Genomic DNA, 22,609 nt, shown 5'->3' on the forward strand with positions numbered 1-22,609 from the left:
TATAAACCCAACGAAGCAATGCCCAAGTTAAGTATTTTAAACCTTGAATAGGTTCTTCGTTAAGTGATGAGTGACATGCCATGTGACTGGTGATCGATCCTGGGGTACCTGACCATACCTGCACTAAGGAATAAGGTTAATAGAGTCTAATTACATGCGGCATCCGTGGAGTATAGAGTATTTGGTAAGACCGGCATTAAGGTATCCATAATGGGCATGGGTACTTACTACGACCCAGGCTGGATAATACTATCAAGGCTCGGGATAAGGCCTGGCTACGAGAGGAAGCTCAAGGCCCTTAGGGTTGGTCTGGATGGTGGAATTAACTTTATAGATACGGCGGAGATTTACGGCTCGGAACCATTGGTTGGCGAGACTATCAAGGACTTCAACAGGGAGGATTTGTTCATAGCCACTAAGGTCTGGCCAACGCACTTGAAGTACGACGTCGTTATAAAGGCTGCGAAGAGGAGCCTTGAAAGGCTCGGTGTTAAGTACGTAGACCTATACCAAATACACTTCCCGAATAGGAGGATTCCAATCACGGAGACCATGAGGGCCATGGAGTACCTAGTCGATACCGGATTAATAAGGTTCATTGGACTAAGCAACTTCAATCTCAACCAAATAATCGAGGCGCAGGGCGCCCTTAAGAAGTATGAAATAGCCTCCATACAAATGCCCTATAGCCTAATGGATAGGGCTATCGAGAAGGATATAATACCCTACGCCAGGAAAAACGGAATGGCCGTAATAGCCTACTACCCACTTGACCATGGCAAACTCATTAGGAGCATTCCAAGGGATATCATTGATCTGGTTAGTAAGAATCATGGACCAAAGACACCTGCCCAGATAGCCCTTAACTGGATAATCACTAAGCACGAACATGTATTCCCAATACCCAGGGCCTCAAATCCTGATCACGTAAGGGAGAACCTTGGTGCCGTGGGCTGGAGATTGAGTCAGGAGGAGATTGAGAAACTGGAGAACATTAATTTATAATAAATTTTGAGGAGATAAGGACCACGTAATCCACGTGAGTCTCATAGATAGGAGAAAGTTCATAAAGCTATTATTAGCGGCAGGTTTTAATAATGAAGTTGCTTATTCTAATCACTGGCTCAACGTTGGATCGATTATTAACATTAGGCACAATAACCCTTGGCGCAGTGAGCATGGGGCATGAGGTTGCCATTTATGCCACCCAATCAGCATCCTTTGTCTTCCTTAAGGATTACGCAGATAAGATTGGTAACTACGCGGGTAATTCCTCGCTGGGTATGTTAATTAATGGTGTCATTAATGGTTATAACAATGCCGTAATTAACGGTAAATTTTTCAAGTGGCATGAGATGATTAGGCAGGCCAGAGAGATCGGTAATGTGAAGGTCTATGTCTGTACCCAGCCCTTTGAGTTGGCAGGTATTAAGGTTAATTTAGGTGGTTTTCTTGACATTGTTGATGAACTGGTTATGATTGGTAAATACATTGAATTGCTTGAGTGGTGTGATAAGTCGGTCTCGCTTTGAATTTAAATAAATTTATTTAAATTTAAATGAATGTTAAACTGTGCAAAAACAGCACTGATTTAAGGCTATATAAAGCGTTACGTTGGTATAATGCCGTGAAATTCATGAAAGTAAGTAATGATAGGTACATGTTAGATGCCAGGGGTTATGCCTGTCCATACCCACAGGTCTTTACGTTGAAGGTTATTAAGGAGTTGAAAGAGAACTCGATAATAGAGGTTCTCGTTGATAACCCAGCGAGTTGTGATAACGTTCCGGCGGCTGTTAGGAAGCTTGGTCACGAGGTTCTTGAGGTTAACCAGGAGGGTAATTACTGGAGGATTGTGGTTAGGAAACGGTGATTAAGATGAGGGAGGATAGAATAAGTGTGTTTAGGGAAAGGTTGGATAAATACCTGAATCTTGGAATTAACTTGCTATCCCTTGCCATTGGTTGTTCAGTTAAGGTTGACCTATACGATACGTTGTACCCAGCCCTCTCACTTGTTAACAATGAGATAGCTAAGTTGAACATAGAGATACAACCAAGGGAGGATGTAGCCGTGCTAAGGAGTAATGGTGATTACTCATTGGTCAGGAGGATATACGATATAAGTGGTAATGGTGTGAATAAGGATGAATTAATTAGTATTAATCCATCAGTGGCATTATTGCTATTGCAGGTTCACCAATCACGTGCGTCATCACCGAAGGAATTTGCAAGTTCAATAATAAGCCTATATAGGAGGTTAGGGAGTTCGCCGGTTCGGGTTAGGATTGGTAAGGGCCACTCAATAGTCTCGACTAAGGAGAAGGCTGAGTTTGCCCTTATCGACTTCATAGGTACGAAGAGCGGTAATGAGTACTTATTGGCTAATAATGATACAATACAGATAATTGACCCGACAGAAGACCCAGGTAGTTATAGACAGGTGGCTACCGCAGTGAGCAATGCATTAAATGATTTATTCATAAAGGGTGTATATAGGGATATAACGATATACCCAGTCTACGATGCACCAATTGAGGATTTAAGGGAGAAGTTAACGAGGAGCTTTAAGGAATTTAGTAGTAAGTGGGACTTTCAATTAAATGCTAATGTTATACAACCAAGGGTTAACTATCTATTGATGGGCGCAACCGTGGTTGGTACATTAGATAAGGAACCACCAATGTTTTATGATAATATTAAGGCCGGTTTTAAGATACTCGTCACTAGGTCATTTGGCGAGCTTTCCATAATATCTACGTATTTAACGACTCACGTTGATGAATCAATAATAGATGAGCTTGAACGTAATGTTATGAGTATTGAGGATCTTGAGAAATTGAAGACTAAAATAATGGACTCTCTCTCAAGACCTAACATCGAAATAGCCAGAGTGATAAGTAAGTACTTACCTGAAATAGGCGAGGCGTTTAGAGAGGACGAGCATATAGCGGCCACGGTAGACGTATCGGGACCCGGCATATTCGTATTTAAGGAATTAGCTGAGCAGGCTAATGTAGATGTTGCTCTGTACAACATACCATTAATATCACCTGAAATTGCGAAATTCGCTGCTGAACACTACATAATCACCGATGCCACGGCGGGTACTAATGGAGCTATAGCAATCGTGGCTAGTAAGGACGTTATTGATTCGTTGATTAGGAATTTGAGGGGCATTGAGGATGTGCAACCCATGGTAATTGGCGAGGTCATGGGCAGGGGGTCTGGCAAGCTATTCGTGCCAGATTACATAACAAGGTATATAACGAGTAAATCATTATTAATGAAGCTCACTATGAACATCGACGTATTAAGAAGCCTAAGGAGGCAACAAGTCAGGTGCGAGAAGGTAAGGGTTGAGGCGAGGGTCCTTGGCAATGTGCAGGGTGTTGGATTTAGACCAACACTACGTAGGCAAGCTCTATCCCTTGGATTAACCGGGTATGTGAGGAACCTTCTAGACGGCTCGGTTGAAGTAGTTGCTGAGGGTTGTAAGGAGGATGTGATGGCGTTTATCGAGTGGATTAGGTCGAGTCCTGTTGGTTCAGTTCAGACTATAAATTACATGATTAAGCAATATTATGGGGAGTTCAACGAGTTCGAAATAAGGTAATTAACCTGATGATCAGTCATGCATGAACCATGCCTTATAAACTTATTGGCTCAGTTAGTAATCAGCACACGCGTAAGCATTTTTATGCATGCCATTAATTATGTGTGAATAATATGACCAGTGTTATTGATGTTAGGGGTTTTCAATGTCCAACGCCGGTTACAATCGTCGCCAATGCGGTGGATAAGGCTGAGGCAGGATCAACACTTACGGTAATAACGGACGACTTCATATGCTTCATGATGATACAGAGGATATTGAAGATTCTCAATGTGGAGATTAGGGAGGCCGTGCAGTTGGATGATGGTAATTATAGGATAGTCGTTATTAAGCTCCATAAAGGCACTCAATAATCTATGATTAGCACTGATTTTAATTCCCAGTAAATACGTATATTCAATGCCAACAATGGCCTTTAAGGTGCTTTATGATGGATCATTATTTAGCGGATTTACGGGTGGTACTAACTCCATTGAGTATTATCTGAGGAGGGCCATTAGGTACTTCATTAAGGACTTTGGGTTAAGTAAGGCCTCAAGGACTGATCCAGGGGTTAGTGCCGTTGGTAATGTAATTTCGATAAAATATGATGACGGCATTAGGTTGATGCCTGGTATGTTAAATTCCAGGTTGCCGAATGGGATTAGGGTGTGGGCTTGGGCTGAGGTTAGTGATGATTTTCACGCAAGGGCTGCTGTGTCTAGGACGTACGTTTATGTAATGCCCTGGCTCTACGAGGATGTTGATCTAATGAGAAGGGCGACGGAATTATTTGTGGGTGTTCATGATCTGTCTAATTTCCAGGTTAAGGAGAGGGGTGTGCCGACCACGGTAATGATAAGTAGCGTTAATGTTGAGAGACTTGGTGATTACCTGGTTTTTACTATTGTTGGTAAGGGATTTAGGAATAAAATGATTAGGAAGATTGTTAATGCAATTAGGATGGTTGGCATAAGCAACTTAACACTGGATGAGCTAAGGGATTTAATAGAGTTAAGGGTTAGGAGACCAATACCTCCTGCATCACCTTATGGACTATTATTACTAAGTGTTAGTTATGGTGCTAAAGAACCAAAGTGGATCTTACATGATGATGGTGTCTCATACGCAATTAATTATCTAGTTAATAGGTGGCATAATTCATTATCGAATTCATTTGTTATTTTAAAAATTCTTCATGAATTTATGGATATAAATAAATTATTTATTCATATTTAAACATAACATGGACCAAATGTTTAAATAATAAATAAAATAATAGTAAACGGGAGTTTTGTGGCATATTTCGACATTGAAATGGCCTGTAAGGAGGGTTTTGGTGAACGTAAGCTAGTCTCCATGATTCAACAACGGATTAATTCCCTATCCTGGGACCTAGATACTAACGAGCAGGATTTCCTTACGAGCTATGCTTATCAAGATCTAAGATATTATCTATTATATAAGTTCGGATTGCTTAACCTAGATAGTGAAAATGCATCCTTTGAATTATGTAAGAGGATTTTAAGGGATGAGGATTCCATTACGAAGATTGTTGATGAATGGTTTAGTTGGTGGGTGGTTAAGTGGAGACAGAGGGTTAAGTTAGTATTCAGTGAGAGTGAGCAGGTGAATTCTGATGATAATACGAGCTTAATGGCTAATGTTGATAGTATTCTTAAGAATATTCCGAAGAAACTAATCGAGAAGTTACGTAGAGAGATTGTGATCGAACTAATAAGGCAGAACGAGGTTTGCAGCCTTGATGTAGTTTCTGATTTTATATTAAGGACGACGCTTAATGATCTTGTTAATGAGTATGGAAAGGATGGAATTATAAAACTAATAATTACTGATATAACGAGCATACGCCTAAGATTATTAAGAAGAATAATGGAAGTAAAGGATTCTAATCAACCGCTCGTAATTCTTAGGGTTAAGATTAACTCATCACAACCATACCAGGGAGCACAATAACAATAATGACCACTTACTATAAATCATACAGGAAAGGAATGATTAAAGTAGCCATTGCATATCCATCTAGCATAAGGGTTGCGCTCCAATCATTATCAGTGCATATAATCCGGAAATTACTGAGTGAGTATCCTAATGTATATGCAGACTTCGTATTCATAGGCAATAATGGACAATCCATAACAAAATCACTTAAGGATTTTGATGTGGTTATCTTCTCTGTGCATTATGAGCTTGATTACCCACGCATACTAAAGATGATGGAGATTAGTGGCATAAACCCATATAGCTCTCAAAGAGGTATTAATGATCCATTAATAGTAATGGGTGGTCCAACGCTAATAGCTAACCCTGAACCCATGGCGCCCTTCGCTGATATAATACTTATTGGTGATGCTGAGGTCTTAATTCCCAAGTTCATGGAGCATTACATGGAATACGGTAAGGATATTGAAGAATATGTAAATCTAACTGGTTTTTACATTCCATCACTTGGTAAGCATATTGTAAGTAAGGCGTTTGCTAAGGACTTATCATATTCCATAAAATTAATTCATGATACTGCAATTGAACTAGGCCTCAGTAATGTTAAATCAGTATTCAGTCATTCAGCAATACTTGAGGTTATGAGAGGTTGCCCGAGAGGTTGCCTATTCTGTATGGAGGGTTTCATTGGAAGACCTGTTAGGTATGCTAACATCAATTCAATTAAGAATATAGTGCTTAGAGATGCTAATAAAGATAAGAAAATAATTAACGGAGTATCACTAATGGGGCTTTCCGTAACTGATCATCCAGGCTTTAAGGACTTAATGGATTTTCTTGTGAATAACCTAGGGTTGAGCGTGTCAGTTCCTTCCCTACGTGTTGATTCTCTAGATGAAGATACGATTAAGTTAATTGTAAGGGGCGGCCAAAAAGTCCTTACTATAGCTCCTGAGTCAAGTGAGAGATTAAGGAGGGCATTAGGTAAAGGTTTCTCTGATGATGATATTGCTAGCATCGTTATAAGTGCGATGAATGCGGGTATTGATCACATGAAGCTTTACTTCATGGTTGGATTACCTGGTGAAACTAATGATGATGTGGAATCAATAATAAACTTACTACTAAGACTTAAGAGACTTGGTATTAAATATTCTCTCTCGGTTAATCCATGGATACCTAAGCCACATACCCCATTACAGTGGCTGCCAATGGCTAGTGATGATGTGATTAATAGTAGGGTTAAGGTTTTGGAGGATTTACGAACATACATTGAATTCTCAACATATAATATACTTGATGCTAAGGTTCAGGCTTTATTATCGCTTGGGGATAGGGATGTTGGTGACCTGGTATTTGAGGCTTCATTAACAGGGCTCGATAGGGGTTCCTGGAGGAGACTACTTAGGAAATATGAGAATTTACTTAATAAGTATGTATATTCATGGAAGCCACTTAATAGTGAGTTGCCCTGGAGTCACATAAGGATTCCAGGTATTGAAGAACAGAGTCTCAAGGTATTATTACTTAGGTACCTTAAGGAAGTTAATATCAGTATTTCAATTAATTAAAATAATATTATTTAAAATTGAAATAGCTTCAAGATAAATCAAATAATAATTATAATATATAACTAGGTTTAAATAGTATATTTAATTTTAAATAATATAGTTACTTTATTTACGTAAATCTTTTAAATTAAATCATTAGCGCCACTGTGGTGAACATATGACCTGGAATGGTGTGCACTTTAATCTGAACACAATAATACCCTGGTACGTCATACTCATATGGATACTGCTCTATTTCGCATTACTCGCATGGGCCTGGAGACCAAAGGAGGGTAGACCCTTCGGTAATTTCAAGACCATTGACTTCGTTTACGTAGCATTAATAGCTGCATTACTTATCGTCTATAACTTCTTTATATCACCATTAATACCTAAGGTTGGTACAGTAACAACATACTTCTATTACCCAATCATTGGCGAGATGTTCCTGGTAATGTTGGCGGCAGCCCTAGTTGGTAAACCTGGTTCTGCAGGATTAACAATGTTCATTTACACTCTTCTTTCTGATATTATTCATTATGGCTTCGGCGGTGAACCATTCTGGTTCCTTTATGAGGTTACGTCGTATGCCGCAATAATTGATCTATGGTTAATATATAGGGGTAGGTATTACATGATGCCGTTTAGAGGCGTTTTTAAGGGTGCAATTGGTTCTAAGACGGGTGATAGTGAATCTGTAGCTAGTGAGGAGTTAGAGGAAGAGTTGAAACCTGCTAAGGCGTTGTTCATTATTGATGCCGTATTGGGTGGTATCACTATATCAATAGCATACCCGTTCTGGTGGAGAGGTTTCTGGGGACCATTCGTACTTGGAATCTCGTATACACCAAGTTTTTGGTTCATAACAACCGTAGCCAGCATAGGTGCCGGTATTGTACTTGGTCTCGTGGTTGCCCCATTCATTTACTACATTAAGAAGGTACTGACCTAGGGGGATGTATGGCAAAAATCATTAAAATCAATAACCTCTTTGTTCGTTATTTTGGTTCCGATAAACCCGTTCTTAGGGGCTTATCACTTGAAATTGAGGAAGGTGAATTCGTGCTCCTTGTTGGTAGAACAGGCTCTGGGAAATCCACGTTGCTTAACGTAATAAATGGTGTTATACCAAACATAATAAGTGCGACCGTTAGGGGTTCAGTTAATGTGGCTAATCATGATCCAAGAAAAACCCCCGTCCATGAGATGGCTACAATAGTTGGCACTGTATATCAAATACCCGAAAGTCAAATTTTCTCATTGATTGTTGATGATGACGTGGCTTTTGGACTCGAGAATAGAGCTATTGAGCCTGAGGAAATGAGAAGAAGAGTTATTGAATCCCTTAAATTGGTCAATCTTACACATAAGATGAAGCACCCAACATTCCTTCTAAGTGGTGGTGAGAAGCAGAGGCTCGTTATTGCTGGCGTTCTCGCTGTTAAACCTAGGATTTTGATTCTTGATGAACCAACATCAATGCTTGATTCCGTTGGCGCCGAGCAGATCTTTGGTCTTGTTAAGAAACTGAATGATGAGGGACTTACAATTATCATGAGTGAGCATAGGGTTGAAAGGGTTATCGGCATGGTTGATAGGATTATTGGTCTTAAGGATGGAGTCATATACATTGATGATGAACCACATAAGGCTGTGGCTAAGGACCTAACTAAGCTTGGTATTGAGGAGCCGCAGGTAACCACGCTATATAGGATGATCAATAAGAACTCGGATTACTATCCAATATCTGTTGAGGAATTTCTTGAAATTGGAGTGGCAAATAAGTTGGAAATTATTAGTAGGCGTGAAGACGATAATAACACTACTATCGCTGTTTCAGTAAATAGCGTGAGATTCACATACCCAGGCAGCACACAGGAGGTTCTTAAGGGTGTTAATTTAGAAATACGTGATGGCGAAGTCGTAAGTGTTATAGGACCTAATGGTAGTGGTAAATCAACACTAATGTACTTACTTGCGGGCATTTATAGACCGAGTACTGGTTACATTCAAGTCTTTGGACGGGATTCCACGAAGTTAATCGGTAAGGATAGGGTTAGATTAATTGGCTATGTATTTCAGGATCCTGATCAAATGCTTCTTTCAAGTACTGTTAAGGGTGAGTTGGAGTTTACGCTTAAATTAGCAGATATTCGTGGTAAGGAGGCCGAGGATAGAATCAAGAGGATAACTAATTACCTGAATATTAGTGATTTGCTTGATCAAAGTCCACATAAGTTATCTGTAGGACAGAGAAGACTTGTTAGTGTTGCCTCTGTCCTTGTGGCCGAGCCTAGGATTTTGATTCTTGATGAACCAACAAGGGGCCTTGATAATGCAATGAGTATTGCATTAATGGACTTAATATTAACAATAAAGGAGGAGAGAGGTATGACACTAATCATGGTTACCCATAATATGAGACAGGTTGGGGAATACAGTGATAAGGCGTTTGTTATGTATGATGGAACTGTGGCATTTAGCGGAACGCCAGAGGAGGTTTTTGAGGAGTCACATAAGCATCCTGAGTGGGGTATATCTCCGCCTCAGGTTTTTGAGGTTACGCGAAGTATCGGTAAACCAACAGCCAGCATGAGGAGGGTGAGAGCGAATGTTGCTTAGCCAATTACTGTATAACCCAGCTGTTAATTGGATAATAACATTAGTAATACTTCTTTACGGTCCGATACTGGTTGTTTACCTAATATTCAGGCTCATTGGTTTTCAAGGCTACATGTCATTGTTTAGGTTTATTGAGGGTAAATCAATAATTTATAGGATGGATCCCAGAACTAAGATACTGCTCTCGATAATAATTACGACTGTTGCCGCAATAACGATTTGGTGGATATCAGCAATAATGTTTATAGCCGTCATGGCATTATACGCATTACTAAGCAATATTAGGGAGAAGCTCAGGGTAGCGCTACCCCTCATACTGGCCTCATTTATAGGAACTGCATGGACTGAATCCATATTTGCCCCATACTCATACCTACATATTATATTTCACCATGTAACGTTCCTATACGTATTTCCACAATCACTTTCGGTGCTTGGCATAACCCAGGGAACTGGAACATTCTATGTACCGTACCTTGGCTACGTTAATAATCCAGTTGGTTTAACATGGGAGGGCATTATATATGGCTTACAAATAACGTTTAGGGCCGTGGCGGCAATAGCCTCTGGGCTACTGCTCATCTTCAGTACTCCACCTTCGGATATACTCAGATCTCTCGAAAAAAGCGGTTTGCCTATCGAACTTGGATTCACATTATTACTCGCTGTGAGTTCTGTACCTAAGGTGCTTGAGAACTCCATGGTAGTTCTTAACTCACTGAGGGCTAGGGGGATTGACTTCAGGCCTAGGAGTAGGAATCCAGTGGCATTTATTGGCGAATCATTATTCATAATTAAGATTGTGATAATGGCGCTCGTGGGTATAGTAATACTAACGCTCAGGGATGCCAGGCAGATAGCCATTGCAGCTGACATAAGGGCATTTAGGGCTTATAGGAGGAGGACGTATTACAAGGACATTAGGATGAATAGGATTGATTATATAGTACTTGCATTACTAATCGTGTTGCTAATTACCGGTATTTATATCTCTGGGCTTCCTGGCATGGGTGCCGTGCCATACAACCCATAATAGTTATTAATATGGAGCTAAGTATTTATGATGAATGAGTAGGCGTAGGTTTGAGGTGGCGCCATTAAGTATTTACGGGACATCGACAATAGGTGTATATATATTTACAAATAATACCTTAACTATTGTTCCCATGGATGTTCCTGATAAGGTAATTAACTCAATAAGAGATACGCTAGGTACAACAGTAATTAAATCATCACTTGCAAAATCACCATTGATAGGTATATTCATGATTGGAAATGACAATGGTGTATTAGTACCAAGTATAGTAACTGAGGATGAGGTAAATGAGTTAAGAAAGAATGGTCTTAACGTCTCAGTAATACGCACGAGATATACCGCAGTTGCAAACCTGGTATTAACGAATAGTAGGAAGACCGTGGTATCACCAATCATTGAAAAGGAATATATTGATTTAATAAGGGATACATTGGGTACGGAGGTTATTATCGATGAGATCTGCGGAACCTACCTAGTTGGTTCAATAGCAGTGGCAAACGATAGAGGTGTTTTACTAAGCCCTGAGGCTAGGGATGAGGATGAGAGGAAGATTAGGGATTACTTCGGATTGCCAGTTAATGTAGGTACTGTAAATAGGGGTAGGAGTTTCCTCAGGGGTGGGCTTGTCGTTAATAACAATGGTGGTCTAGTGGGTAGTGATACCACGGGCTTTGAAATAGTTAGGATTATGCAGGCACTAGGCGGTGCATGACCATGGCATTACCTAATTAACTCCCTGGCCTTATTAATGCATTCCTCACCAAACCCATGTATATTTCTCAATAACTCACTTATCAATTTCTCAACCCTAACCTGCAACTTACTTGGTATTACACCCATACTTACATATGATATGTACTCATCATAGTCAATAACCCTGGCCTCATTAGAATCCCATCTCTTAACAATATCAACCACAAGGTCAATATAAAGTACATTACCTCCTGTGTACTCAATAGGCGTATTAATATTCACATAAATGCCCTTAGGTCTCAAGGAACGATCTGCATAAACATGAACTAGGTACTCACTACCCACTGATGAACAGGTTATTGCAATATCACCCTCCTCCTTAGGGAGCCCAAGGCCATCAAGATAGCCACCACCCCTCAACCTACGCAATAAAACAATATCACCAGGCTCAAGCTTAAGTGCATCAGCAATACCAAGCCTAATAACCTCACCACTAGGCTTAATATGCATAATACCAACCCTATGCCTTCTACTCATCAACTGCCTCATGAACTCCGCACTAAACCCAGCCCTATCATTACAATGACTAAGGAATGACTCAACGAAATCGAGTAATGTAGTGCGTCTTCTCAGTGTCTTATATGTGTGATGTCCCATTATTGTTGGCATGACGTTGTTCCTAACATTATCAAGCAGGAGTTTAGCCCTGCCATTAAGCATGATCTCAGTAATACACTCGCCATCCTGAAGCACAGTGTATGGTGAGGATGACCTACTTGCAGCATTTACCTCATTGAATATACTCAATGCTCTTTCAGCCTCTCTAGCAGCCTCATTCTCAGTTAGGAATTGGGCACTACTTCTCCACTTAATGCTATATCCACTTAATTTACTGACATACTTAAGACCAACCTTAAGAAGCACTTGCCTAGCCTCATACTCCCTGATATGCCTACTAAATAATACTGTACCACTACCCGGGACTATCGAGACATACTCCGTATCGACCCTAATACCAGGCATTGCAACAAGTTCATCGCTTGGGTAAACCCTCGTTTTACTTATGATTATTGGAATCACATCACCATCATTATATGCATTACCTGGCGCTCTAAGCACGGCCTTAATGCCATTGCCAATATCGACAAGGTAATTACCATTACTAACATTAACAATACCTATTATAACTCTATGAAGCGGAACAACGGACTTCCAAGTTAAGGCTTCATTCTCAACAACCCTGAGCAGGTTATTAACGACATCATTAACCACACCGCACTTACCCATTACCGTTAACGCTCCAGGGATCCTCTCGGAGTCCTTAATCGTAACGTCAGGCGCAGAATTATCAACATTGATACTAAACCTACTGATTATCACGTCAGAAGCTTGCGCAATGGTATAACCGAGATCAAGCGCTAACTTACTAATTGCAGTCGCGTATTTACCCCTAATCCTAACCCTATAGCTATATTTACTCACAGAAAATTGACTTATCAAGGGCTAAAATAATTTACGACCATGTAATTTAACGGCAAATACCATACTTAATGTACGAGGCAATTATTAAGCCAAGAAACAACACTGAGATTGCTAATGGGAATGCAAGTATAAGCGTTGAACCAATGACTGGCTGCCTAACGGCCATGTAAACAGATAGTGGTAAGCAAACTATGAAAAATAGAACCATAAGTACACTAAATATGTTACTCCATTTACGCTCCTCAGCACTTTGTATCCTCGGTGGCTTAACGGCAACAAAGGAAAACACTAGGAATACTAAAAAGGCCACCAACCCTATGAAATTAGTCGTGTTAATTATCCACGTAATTAAAAAGAACACAGCAACGACTAGGTAAACAATCATAAACCTCCTACTCATTACGGCATTACCGCAATTAAACCCTTGACTACTCATATACTAAAGTAATGAACAATACTTAATTAAATGTTTCCCATTAACTGGTTCCCGAAATACTCTTTGCAAGGTTTACAAGAGCCTCGATGTCGGGTAAGTCCCTCCTGACCTGGTCAGACCTTAACCTTGCCTCATGAAATCCCTCAACGTGCAAAAACCATGCTCGTCCCCACCACCACCTAACCTCCCTTCTGCTAAGCCTATCGGCAGTATTATCCACTGCATCAAATAATAGCTGTGCCGTCCACCTACCAATCTCAGAGGCTTTCTTTGCCTCATCTAGGCCTAGGGTTATGGCTATTGCCTTAATGGCCTCCTCAGCGGCCTTGTAAAGCTTCTCGCTGGCCTGCACAGGATCCTTGCTAATGAGTTCCCTACCCTCATTTAGGAATTTCTCGGCAAGTTCAAGGTGAGCTTTACTTGTTGTTGATGGGTCAAGTGATAGTGCCTTGGCTATTAAGTCCACTATGTCTATTCCCTTTCTCTCAGCCTCGTCGATTATCAACTTTGGTATTTCCACGATTTACATTGTTGATGCGGAGTTAAAAATGTTTGTTCGTAATAACGTTAGTGCCTTATTAATTGGGGTGTTACTATATTGACGTGAGTATTAAGTGCATTGCCTCAGGCCAGAAGGGTGGTGTTGGTAAGAGCACGCTAACAATACTGACGGCTAAGGCTGCACCTGCACTCGGCATTAGGCTAGCCATTATCGACCTAGCCATGGGCAACCCAAGTACGTCCCTCAACCTACTTGGTAATATACCGAGGCATACCCTGGCTACCTACGTAATTAATGTATCTAAGGTTAATGAGGTCATTCACGTAATTCCAACAGAGCATGGTCCCGTCTACCTAATACCCTCTGGTTATGGTGATTTAGCGCTTATTAATGAGTACGGAGATTTTAAGGAGAGGTTAGGCTCTTTGATTAAGTATTTGATTGATAGGGTTGGGATTGATCATGTGGTTATTGATTTCCCATCGTTTGAGCCAAGCCTAGATAGCGTGCTGAATGAGGCATTGGATGAGTGCGATATTGTTTATCCAGTGGGTATTCAGGACCTTGGCTCGGTGGTTGCCCTGAGGAACCTGTTGCATTTTGTTAGGAGGTTTTCGATTAATGTTGGTCGCCCTGTGATTAATATGTTTAGGGAGTCCCTGGGTAGGCAGTGGGTTGCTGTTGTTGGTAAGCTCAGTGGTTTGGAGCCCAGTATTATTCATTATGATCCCTGGGTCATCCGGTGGGTTCATGATGGTGCTGGTCAGTATGGTGTTGGCGTTAAAGAGGCTTTGTCATACGTAATTAGGGAGATTCTAAGTTAGTAGTTGTTACGCAAAATGGTTTTAAGGCATTAATTATTAGTCATTAATGCGGTGTCCATTGAGGAGTTTCGAGGCATTACAGTGGATTCTGAGGATGGCGAGAGGTGGCTACTTATTGCCGATACTCACGTCGGCCTAGAGGTTGAGCTTGGTAAGAAGGGGGTCAGGATACCGAGCCAGTCAGCTAGGATTGCTCAGTTAGTCCTGGACTTCGCCGAGAGGACCGGAGCAACATCGCTGGTGATACTCGGTGATGTTAAGCATGAAATAGCCAGTATAGTCGAGAGTGCCAAGGAGATTAGGGAATTCCTAAACAGGGTCAGCGGTAAGTTCAATAAGGTGGTCCTTGTTAAGGGCAACCATGATGGTAACCTAGACCTAATATTGAGTAGTGACGTGAAGCCTAACGTTTACCTAATCGACTCGAGGGGTTTCGTAATGAGGAGTAAGGACGGGAAAAAACTCCTCCTGCTTCACGGTAACTCAAAGCCTAGGATTGAGGATTTCATGAATGCCGACGCAATAATAATGGGACACACTCACCCAGCCATACTCATACAGGACGTGACAGGTTATGTAATGAGGTCACCCGTCATTGTAAAGATACGCGTTAATAAGTCCGTGTTCGGTAAAAACATGTATAACACCGAAATAGGCGCCACGGGCCTCATGAACATAATAGTACTACCCACATTTAACCCATTGACCGTGGGCATGGACGTGTTCGAAATATTCCCAAAGGACCTCGTCGAAGTCGAAACAATACTCCACTACGCACGCACCTGGGAGATACTAGGTAACATTGAGGTTTACCTAACGGATATGACGTACCTCGGCACAATGGATGTACTAGCCAGGATAAGGGAGGACATGGGCGAGGGAGGTTACGACATTGATTGGCTATAAGAGTTACAAATAAGGAACGTAGTGCCTCAATGAGGATTATCGGCATCATGCATTAATAAGAACGTTAAAGCGACTCAGCATTCTTAGTCCACCCTTTTAGGGGAATAGCTGGACTTAAAAGTTCTTTAGGAAATAATACCTAATGCCTATGGAATTGAGACCGAGGCATTTAATAATGATTATCTTAATAATTGCCATCATCACTGGAGCTCTCATTGTGATGATAACGGTTAATGCAAGCCTCGGCCAAAGCTACGTAATGCCGTTTAAGACCATTACGACAAAGTCGGCGTTAATCGAATATTACGGCGGTAGCGTCACTGGGCACCCGGCTTTGGTGATTCACGTGTACATGAATGGACAACCCATTGAGGTCACGGTAAGCCTATTCGCCTTCACACCAAGGCACATATACACAATAGGCTACTACAAAGGCTTAGGTACGGTATCCATAAGTCTGGATAACCCATTGATCATGAGAATAGCGAGTGATTGGTATGGTAATTACAGCGATGCAATATGGCCATCACTAATAGCCTTCATAACATACACCAATGACACACCTGAAGTATACATGAAGGTGGTCACTATTCCATACCCACCCAGTTATCTTTCGTTGAATAAGCCATTAACAATAGTGGTTAATACGAACATAACAAAAAATGACCTTATGATACCTGAGCTGATCAATAGCATTAAAGACCCATCTGCGGGTGGCGGCTCACCACCACCTAAGGGATTCACCTACATAGGTAACTGCAATGGCAATGGCGTAGTTAGGAATAACCCACCGGGACCTGGTGCGTGGATCCTGGCTAATTGCCTTGAGTATGAGGGATCATGGCCTCAATTCTTCATTGGATGGAGCGAAAACGTCTTAACTAAATCAGGCATTAGCGGTATATCCTTTACGGTAAACGATTACATAGAATCAGGCAGTGGCCCTTACGGAGTCCTGAACAGGACAGCCTACTGCATCCCAACGGGCACGTGGGGCTCATCATACCTAGAACTCGTTGGCCCGTTATTCGAGTTTAGCAATAACATGAATATTGAGTTATGGAATGGTTATACCTCAATTGAAGCTGAACCAGACGCGTCTTTATCCCCGGGTACGGCTAACGGCTTTTTATCAGGTGATGTAATAACCTACCAGGTCAATGGCCCTGGATTCGTTTACACATACTTTGATAGTTACATTGCCTTTGTCTCGTTCTACTACAAGACCGGTAACTACATCTTTTGGACTAACGGCACGTACATACTGGGCTTCGGGAGCAACACAATGCCCAGCGGTGACACTAATACGCTATACCTAATGCCCGGGATTGACATGGGTAACGGACCAATAACGAGCATGTTCGTGAACATGAATTACTTCGGCTATGAACCATCGATCTATGACGGCTATGAAGTAATTGGGGCAGGCGCAATACCACTATGCTCGAATGAACCAAGCATTACTACAGGTACTGGAGGCGTTACGTTCACACTAAGTTCATTAATAACCACGTACAATCCAAACCCGGTCGGCATTGCCTTTGCACTATCGCTATTACTTGATCCTTGGGATGCAATGCCTAACTTATTTGCGTCACTTACTAGGTTATTCATACCACCAGTTACGGCAAGCACCTATTACACTCAAACACAAGTAATGATTGGCGCCTCAAATACACAATTAGGGATATATCGGCTATACATAACGTTCATAGGTACGAACGCGGCGCAAAACAATGGTAATGAATATTACTGGCCAATGGGCATTATACTCAATTACTCAAGCCCATACACGGGACAAACACTATGCAATGGGTGATTAATCAGTCCGTTGAGGCATTAATCGAGCTTTGCCTTTAGGCTTTGAAGGGTTGCTTAAGTGGGTATTGTAATTATTATTCCCATTAAACCCCAGTAATTTAATAAGCATTAGTCTGCTTATTGCGCGTATGAGGTTGCCAGTACTTATCATAAACATGAAGGTATACCCTGAGGTACTTGGTAAAAGGGCTCTCGAGCTAGCCAAAGTCGCAGAGGCCGTGTCTAGGGAATTAGGCGTATCAATTGCAGTCGCCCCACCAGTCACTGAGCTTAGGCTTGTGGCTGAGAGCGTGGGGATACCCGTTTATGCACAGGGTGCCGACTCAGTCGAGCCTGGGGCTAGGACTGGCCATGTACCACTTGAGTTCGTTAAGGAGACTGGGGCTTCGGGGGTAATACTTAACCATAGTGAGAATAGGTTGTTACTTAACGACCTTGGTTGGCTCGTTAGTAGGGCAAAGAGCCTTGGTCTGGAGACCCTCGTGTGCGCGCCTGACCCATACACAAGCGCTGCTGCCGCGGCCCTGGAGCCAACGGCTGTGGCTGTTGAGCCGCCTGAGCTCATTGGTACAGGTAAGGCTGTGAGTAGGGAGAAGCCTGACGTCATTGTGAAGACCGTGGGGCTCATCAAGAGGGTTAACCCAGGCATTCCCGTGATTACGGGAGCCGGTATTGAAAACTACGAAGATGTTAAGAAGGCCCTAGAGCTTGGCACGCAGGGTGTATTGGTTGCGAGCGCAATTGTTAGGGCTAGGGATTGGAGACAGAAGATTATGGAGCTTGCGAAGGCTTTACACTAGAGTAGTAATTAGCTATGTTCATTTCGGTTCCGCAACGAAACTTAGGGCGCGGAACTTTTTCCTGCTGTTAGAGAAAAATGAGTAATTGCCGTTAATTTTATGATGATTATGATTTTTATAACCATGAATGTGCGTCCTTTTAACGGTATTTCCTTATTATTTGCCTAAGTACGTACTGTAGTATACCTCCGTTCAGGAAGTACTGAACCTCCATTGGCGTATCAAGTCTCACAAGCAACTTTGTCTTTATGACCTTGCCATCGGGCTTATGCACGACTAATTCAACGGTTTGCCTAGGCTTTAATCCCTGGGATAGTCCTATTATGTCGAATGTCTCGTCGCCCGTTATACCAAGCTTGTCCGCATCCTCACCTTCCATGAACTGGAGCGGTAGTATGCCCATCTCTACGAGGTTACTCCTGTGTATCCTCTCGAAACTCTTTGCAATAACTGCCTTTATGCCCAGAAGCTTCGGGCCCTTAGCCGCCCAGTCCCTTGAGCTACCGGCACCGTAAGTCTGCCCAGCCAGTATTATTAATGGTACATGTTCCTCCTTATACTTCATGGCAGCATCAAACACTGTCATTAATTGGCCATCAGGCCAGTGAATTGTATATCCACCCTCAATTACTTTACCACCTATCTTGTTTCTAACACCTTTGTTCCAGAATGCGCCCCTTACCATTACCTCCCAATTACCCCTTCTGGTGCCGAATGTGTTAAAATCACTGGGCTTTACCCCGAGTGACAATAGATATTTACCAGCCGGTGAGTCCACCGGTATTGAGCCTGCTGGCGATATGTGATCCGTGGTTATGCTATCGCCGAGTATTAATAATGCCCTTGCGCCAATTATATCCTTAACCTCAACAAGCTTGTTTGGTTCAAAGTCATCAAAGAATGGTGGTCTCCTTATGTAGGTGTTCTTTGGATTCCATTGGTATAGGTCACCGCTCGGTGCCTTTAGTGTATTCCACTCATCAGGTACTAAGTCACCGATCTTTGTATACTTCTCCACAAACTCATCTGGAGTCACGTACCTCTCCACATAGCTCCTGACCTCATCATCACCAGGCCACAGATCCCTTAGGTATATTGGCTTGCCATCATTTGTATATGTTACTGGATCCTTTGTTAGGTCCTTATTAACTGTGCCGGCAAGAGCGTAGATCACCACCATTGGTGGTGACGCTAGGTAATTAGCCCTAACATCTGGGTGTACCCTATTTTCGAAGTTTCTATTGCCTGAAAGTATAGCGGCAGCTATCAAGTCATTATTCCTAATCGCGCTTAGTACTGGTTCGGGTAATGGACCTGTGTTGCCTATGCATACCATGCATCCAAAGCCAGTTACATAGAACCCAATCTTCTCTAGGTATTGAAGTAAACCAGCTCTCCTTAGGTATTCATCAACGACTCTAGAGCCTGGAGCGAGCACGGTCTTCACGTAGGGTGGGGGCGAAATGCCTAGTTCCACAGCCCTCTTAGCGATTAAGCCAGCCGCTATTAATAGGTATGGATTACTTGTGTTTGTGCAGCTTGTTATTGCTGCTATGGCCACAAACCCATCTTCAAGCTCCACCTTCTTTCCATCAATCTCTATAACAACTTTCCTCCTACCACTAGTGTTCTTCTTCTTGTTCCTATCCTCAATAATAGATTCAAGGCTCTTAGGGACATCGCTCAACGACCTTCTTTGCCATGGTAGTGATGGACCAGCCAGATTAGGTTCAATTGTGGACAAGTCAATACTAATTATCTGGCTATACTCAATGTCGCCTTCCTTTAATACGCCAAATACACCTTGCTCCATGAAGTACTTCTCCACTAGGGATATTAACCATTCATCTCTTCCGGTGAGCCTTAGATATGCCAATGTTTGATCATCAACTGGGAACAAGCCGGTAGTTGCGCCATACTCAGGGGCCATGTTGGCTATGGTGGCCCTATCAGGAACTGGTAACTCCTTAACACCTTCACCAAAGAATTCAACGAACCTATCAACAACATTGTACTTCCTAAGAGTCTCAGTTATGTGTAGTACTATGTCCGTCGCCGTAACACCAGGTCTTGGTTTACCATATAAATTAACACCAACAACCTGTGGTGGAAGTACAGCTATTGGTTGACCAAGGAGTGCAGCCTCAGCCTCAACGCCACCAACGCCCCAGCCAACAACGCCAAGTCCATTAATCATTGTTGTGTGGGAGTCCATACCGACCACGGTATCGAAGTACGCAAGTCTCTCGTTATGTTCAAGGTCCTCCGTCATCACAACCCTGGCGATATGTTCAAGGTGCACTTGATGTATGATGCCAGTGCCCGGTGGGAAGACCCTGAAGTTCCTGAAGGCGTTTTGAGCCCACTTAAGGAACTCATACCTCTCCGCATTCCTCTCAACCTCAAGCTTAATGTTTAGCCTAACGGAGTCAGGCCTACCCCAGTAGTCGGCCTGTACGCTATGGTCTATGATTAAGTCCGTCGGTACCTGCGGATTAATGACCTTTGGGTCAATACCGTACTTAGCCACTATCTCCCTCATCACGGCTAAGTCAACTAGGGCAGGTACTCCCGTGTAGTCCTGCATTAAGACCCTGGCAACCTTTATTGGGACCTCCTTAGTACCTGGATTCTTCGGGTTCCAATGCAGTAAATTCTCAATATCTTCCTCAGTAATTGCCTGCCCATCGTAATTCCTGAGCAGGTTCTCTATGAAGACCTTAATCGTGTATGGGAACCTGGCAATGTCAAAGCCCTCTCTCTCAAGTGCCTTCAATGAGTAATAGCGAACCTTGATGCCACCAACATCCATTACGCTCAAAGTATTCCATAAATTGGGTAGGTTCTTGGCCACGAGGGTATAATTAATTCATGTGATTTTTAATATTTGCCCTTTAATTAACGGGATTACCTTGCGAATTGATTATAGCCAGAGGCATTGACGTTATAGTACGTTAGATCCCAGGTTGGTGGTGCGCTTAATTCGAATGGTGTCATGTAGTTTGCCGGTAACGTCTTAGTTGTTTCGTTTAGGAATGTTACCTGTATGTCGAACATTGTACCATTAAATATATAATCATATATTGGGTACTTAGTGTATGCGTACTGGAACTCGAGTTGTGTATATGTGGCGTAGAACGGTGTTCCACTATATGGTATCTCATGTACCCAGAGTTGATCTGTGTTATAGTCATAAACCTCAAAAATTATCTCCTTGGTGCTCATATTGTAATAAATCATTAACCTTAGTAATGTGTTATTGGGTGTTTGTATGCCAGGCAATACTGCGGGATTCATCGTTGTCTCGTTAAAGTAATAATGAGCAAAGCAATTTTTACCGGGTACGTACCAAGGCGCAATCGTACCATTCGGGTCAAGGTCAACCCCTATTTGGAAGAAGCCGACACAAGATGACCTGGTGGCTCCGTAGTAATTCATGGCATTTATTTGAAAGCTCAATATACCAACCTGTGGCGTGTTCCAGTACCTAAGTAGTACGAGTGCAGTTAAGTTATAAAATGGTGGTAGTAAGGTAGTGAGTAGGCCTGATCCCTGCCCATAACCCTCCATATTATTATACTTCTGCAGGTATATTGGTATCTCGAGGCTTGTGACTATAATGTCCGTGTAATAAACAGTCCCGCTGGTGGTGTTTATGACCGCCGTGTAGTAATTACCTGCATCAGGAACAGAAACCTCAAATGGGGGTTCATCAGTCTGATCAACAAATACCTGCATAACCCAACCAGCGGTTTTATTATACGGTGTGCTGGCATTGAATACGTTAACCATTATGAAGACCCAACCAGGTGGGTAAAGCGCATTTGATAGGCTTAATAAGGGAACCACAGGCTTTAAGTCCGTTAGGTTTGGGCCAGCCCACACATAACCATTAGCAATACCAACTATGGCGACTGGTTCATAATTACTATTCACTAAACCAAAGAATCCACTACCACCATCACCGTAATAAATCGCCACCTGGAAGGATAGGAATTGATCACCCCTAACTATTAATGATGGATTAACAATATCAATCTGAGGTTCGCCATTTAAGGCCGTAGACTCCAGTGCAGGTTCGCCCCAGTAGTTGGGTTGCGTAACTATTACTGGCGCTTGCCCATTAATGCTTATCCACCCATAATAACTGGGTGGTTCATTCACGTTCTCAAAGTTAGATACATAGGTAAAGGCGCCAACAAGTGATGCGGCAGGTGCCAGTCTTGGTAAGGGTTTATGTACATGGGTGTAATCATGTTGTGATAAGAAGGTATTTGCTGTCAGTGTTATTGTTAGTATTATCGCCATCATTATCATAATTTTTATGGTTTTCCAGTTACCCTTTGTCATAAAATTAAGTTATTGCTAATTAGTATTTAAA

Annotated in this window: 21 protein-coding genes; 16 read left to right on the forward strand and 5 right to left on the reverse strand. The window is 42.1% G+C overall.

The annotated features are described in order from the left end of the window. The first annotated feature begins 165 nt into the window (after window positions 1–165). The 12 genes from VMUT_RS10720 to VMUT_RS10775 all read left to right on the forward strand — a co-directional run bounded on the left by VMUT_RS10720 (window position 166) and on the right by VMUT_RS10775 (window position 11,476). Window positions 166–1,005 carry an aldo/keto reductase gene (locus VMUT_RS10720; RefSeq protein ID WP_013605432.1) on the forward strand — a complete coding sequence of 280 codons (840 nt, stop codon included), beginning with the start codon at window positions 166–168 and terminating at the stop codon, window positions 1,003–1,005. Window positions 1,006–1,097: 92 nt separating this feature from the next. Beyond that, window positions 1,098–1,532, forward strand: coding sequence for a DsrE family protein (locus VMUT_RS10725; protein WP_013605433.1), 435 nt, complete (start codon window positions 1,098–1,100; stop codon window positions 1,530–1,532). 104 nt (window positions 1,533–1,636) lie between these two features. Next, window positions 1,637–1,873 carry a sulfurtransferase TusA family protein gene (locus VMUT_RS10730; RefSeq protein ID WP_048057301.1) on the forward strand — a complete coding sequence of 79 codons (237 nt, stop codon included), beginning with the start codon at window positions 1,637–1,639 and terminating at the stop codon, window positions 1,871–1,873. Between the two features lie 5 nt (window positions 1,874–1,878). After that, window positions 1,879–3,615 carry a SelD-related putative sulfur metabolism protein gene (locus VMUT_RS10735; protein WP_048057302.1) on the forward strand — a complete coding sequence of 579 codons (1,737 nt, stop codon included), beginning with the start codon at window positions 1,879–1,881 and terminating at the stop codon, window positions 3,613–3,615. 113 nt (window positions 3,616–3,728) lie between these two features. Then, complete coding sequence (locus VMUT_RS10740) at window positions 3,729–3,968, forward strand: sulfurtransferase TusA family protein (RefSeq protein ID WP_048057044.1); 240 nt, start codon at window positions 3,729–3,731, stop codon at window positions 3,966–3,968. Window positions 3,969–4,014: 46 nt separating this feature from the next. Continuing rightward, complete coding sequence (locus VMUT_RS10745) at window positions 4,015–4,833, forward strand: tRNA pseudouridine synthase A (protein WP_013605437.1); 819 nt, start codon at window positions 4,015–4,017, stop codon at window positions 4,831–4,833. A 57-nt stretch (window positions 4,834–4,890) separates the two neighbouring features. Then, window positions 4,891–5,571: a hypothetical protein gene (locus tag VMUT_RS10750; RefSeq protein WP_083805501.1), complete on the forward strand. Its 681-nt coding sequence runs from the start codon at window positions 4,891–4,893 to the stop codon at window positions 5,569–5,571. 5 nt (window positions 5,572–5,576) lie between these two features. Next, window positions 5,577–7,127: a radical SAM protein gene (locus VMUT_RS10755; protein WP_148224752.1), complete on the forward strand. Its 1,551-nt coding sequence runs from the start codon at window positions 5,577–5,579 to the stop codon at window positions 7,125–7,127. A 157-nt stretch (window positions 7,128–7,284) separates the two neighbouring features. Continuing rightward, window positions 7,285–8,058 carry a hypothetical protein gene (locus VMUT_RS10760; protein ID WP_013605440.1) on the forward strand — a complete coding sequence of 258 codons (774 nt, stop codon included), beginning with the start codon at window positions 7,285–7,287 and terminating at the stop codon, window positions 8,056–8,058. Between the two features lie 8 nt (window positions 8,059–8,066). Then, window positions 8,067–9,728 carry an ABC transporter ATP-binding protein gene (locus VMUT_RS10765; RefSeq protein ID WP_013605441.1) on the forward strand — a complete coding sequence of 554 codons (1,662 nt, stop codon included), beginning with the start codon at window positions 8,067–8,069 and terminating at the stop codon, window positions 9,726–9,728. Next, window positions 9,718–10,761: an energy-coupling factor transporter transmembrane component T family protein gene (locus tag VMUT_RS10770; protein WP_013605442.1), complete on the forward strand. Its 1,044-nt coding sequence runs from the start codon at window positions 9,718–9,720 to the stop codon at window positions 10,759–10,761. Before VMUT_RS10765 ends, VMUT_RS10770 begins: the two co-directional genes overlap by 11 nt. A gap of 34 nt (window positions 10,762–10,795) precedes the next feature. Continuing rightward, complete coding sequence (locus VMUT_RS10775) at window positions 10,796–11,476, forward strand: translation initiation factor IF-6 (protein WP_013605443.1); 681 nt, start codon at window positions 10,796–10,798, stop codon at window positions 11,474–11,476. Between the two features lie 8 nt (window positions 11,477–11,484). On the opposite strand, the gene VMUT_RS10780 is transcribed toward VMUT_RS10775, so the two are convergent. Genes VMUT_RS10780 through VMUT_RS10790 form a run of 3 tightly spaced genes read right to left on the reverse strand, consistent with a single transcriptional unit; the run spans window position 11,485 to window position 13,895 of the window. After that, window positions 11,485–12,939 carry a ribonuclease FAU-1 family protein gene (locus VMUT_RS10780; protein WP_013605444.1) on the reverse strand — a complete coding sequence of 485 codons (1,455 nt, stop codon included), beginning with the start codon at window positions 12,937–12,939 and terminating at the stop codon, window positions 11,485–11,487. Between the two features lie 46 nt (window positions 12,940–12,985). Next, a complete protein-coding gene (locus VMUT_RS10785) occupies window positions 12,986–13,375 on the reverse strand; it encodes a hypothetical protein (RefSeq protein ID WP_013605445.1) in 390 nt (129 codons plus the stop codon). A gap of 40 nt (window positions 13,376–13,415) precedes the next feature. Beyond that, the gene (locus tag VMUT_RS10790) at window positions 13,416–13,895 is read right to left on the reverse strand and encodes a PaREP1 family protein (protein WP_013605446.1); all 480 of its coding nucleotides are present in this window, start codon (window positions 13,893–13,895) and stop codon (window positions 13,416–13,418) included. An 83-nt stretch (window positions 13,896–13,978) separates the two neighbouring features. Here VMUT_RS10790 and VMUT_RS10795 point away from each other — a divergent pair, with 83 nt between their 5' ends. The 4 genes from VMUT_RS10795 to tpiA all read left to right on the forward strand — a co-directional run bounded on the left by VMUT_RS10795 (window position 13,979) and on the right by tpiA (window position 18,228). Continuing rightward, window positions 13,979–14,701, forward strand: coding sequence for a ParA family protein (locus tag VMUT_RS10795; RefSeq protein WP_013605447.1), 723 nt, complete (start codon window positions 13,979–13,981; stop codon window positions 14,699–14,701). 51 nt (window positions 14,702–14,752) lie between these two features. Then, window positions 14,753–15,607, forward strand: a complete 855-nt coding sequence (locus VMUT_RS10800; protein ID WP_013605448.1) for a metallophosphoesterase — start codon at window positions 14,753–14,755, stop codon at window positions 15,605–15,607. Between the two features lie 142 nt (window positions 15,608–15,749). After that, window positions 15,750–17,426, forward strand: a complete 1,677-nt coding sequence (locus VMUT_RS10805; protein WP_048057045.1) for a hypothetical protein — start codon at window positions 15,750–15,752, stop codon at window positions 17,424–17,426. Between the two features lie 130 nt (window positions 17,427–17,556). Then, the gene (tpiA, locus tag VMUT_RS10810; RefSeq protein ID WP_013605450.1) at window positions 17,557–18,228 is read left to right on the forward strand and encodes a triose-phosphate isomerase; all 672 of its coding nucleotides are present in this window, start codon (window positions 17,557–17,559) and stop codon (window positions 18,226–18,228) included. Window positions 18,229–18,367: 139 nt separating this feature from the next. Here the strand turns inward: tpiA and acnA are convergent, their stop codons facing one another. Both acnA and VMUT_RS10820 read right to left on the reverse strand, forming a co-directional pair. Further along, window positions 18,368–21,082 (reverse strand): aconitate hydratase AcnA, encoded by a 2,715-nt coding sequence (gene acnA / locus VMUT_RS10815; RefSeq protein WP_013605451.1) that lies wholly within the window; start codon window positions 21,080–21,082, stop codon window positions 18,368–18,370. Window positions 21,083–21,135: 53 nt separating this feature from the next. Continuing rightward, entirely contained in the window at window positions 21,136–22,578 is a 1,443-nt protein-coding gene (locus VMUT_RS10820; RefSeq protein ID WP_148224753.1) for a hypothetical protein, read from the reverse strand. Window positions 22,579–22,609: the final 31 nt, after the last annotated feature.

This window comes from Vulcanisaeta moutnovskia 768-28 (genome assembly GCF_000190315.1).
Classification (GTDB): Archaea; Thermoproteota; Thermoprotei; order Thermoproteales; family Thermocladiaceae; genus Vulcanisaeta; species Vulcanisaeta moutnovskia.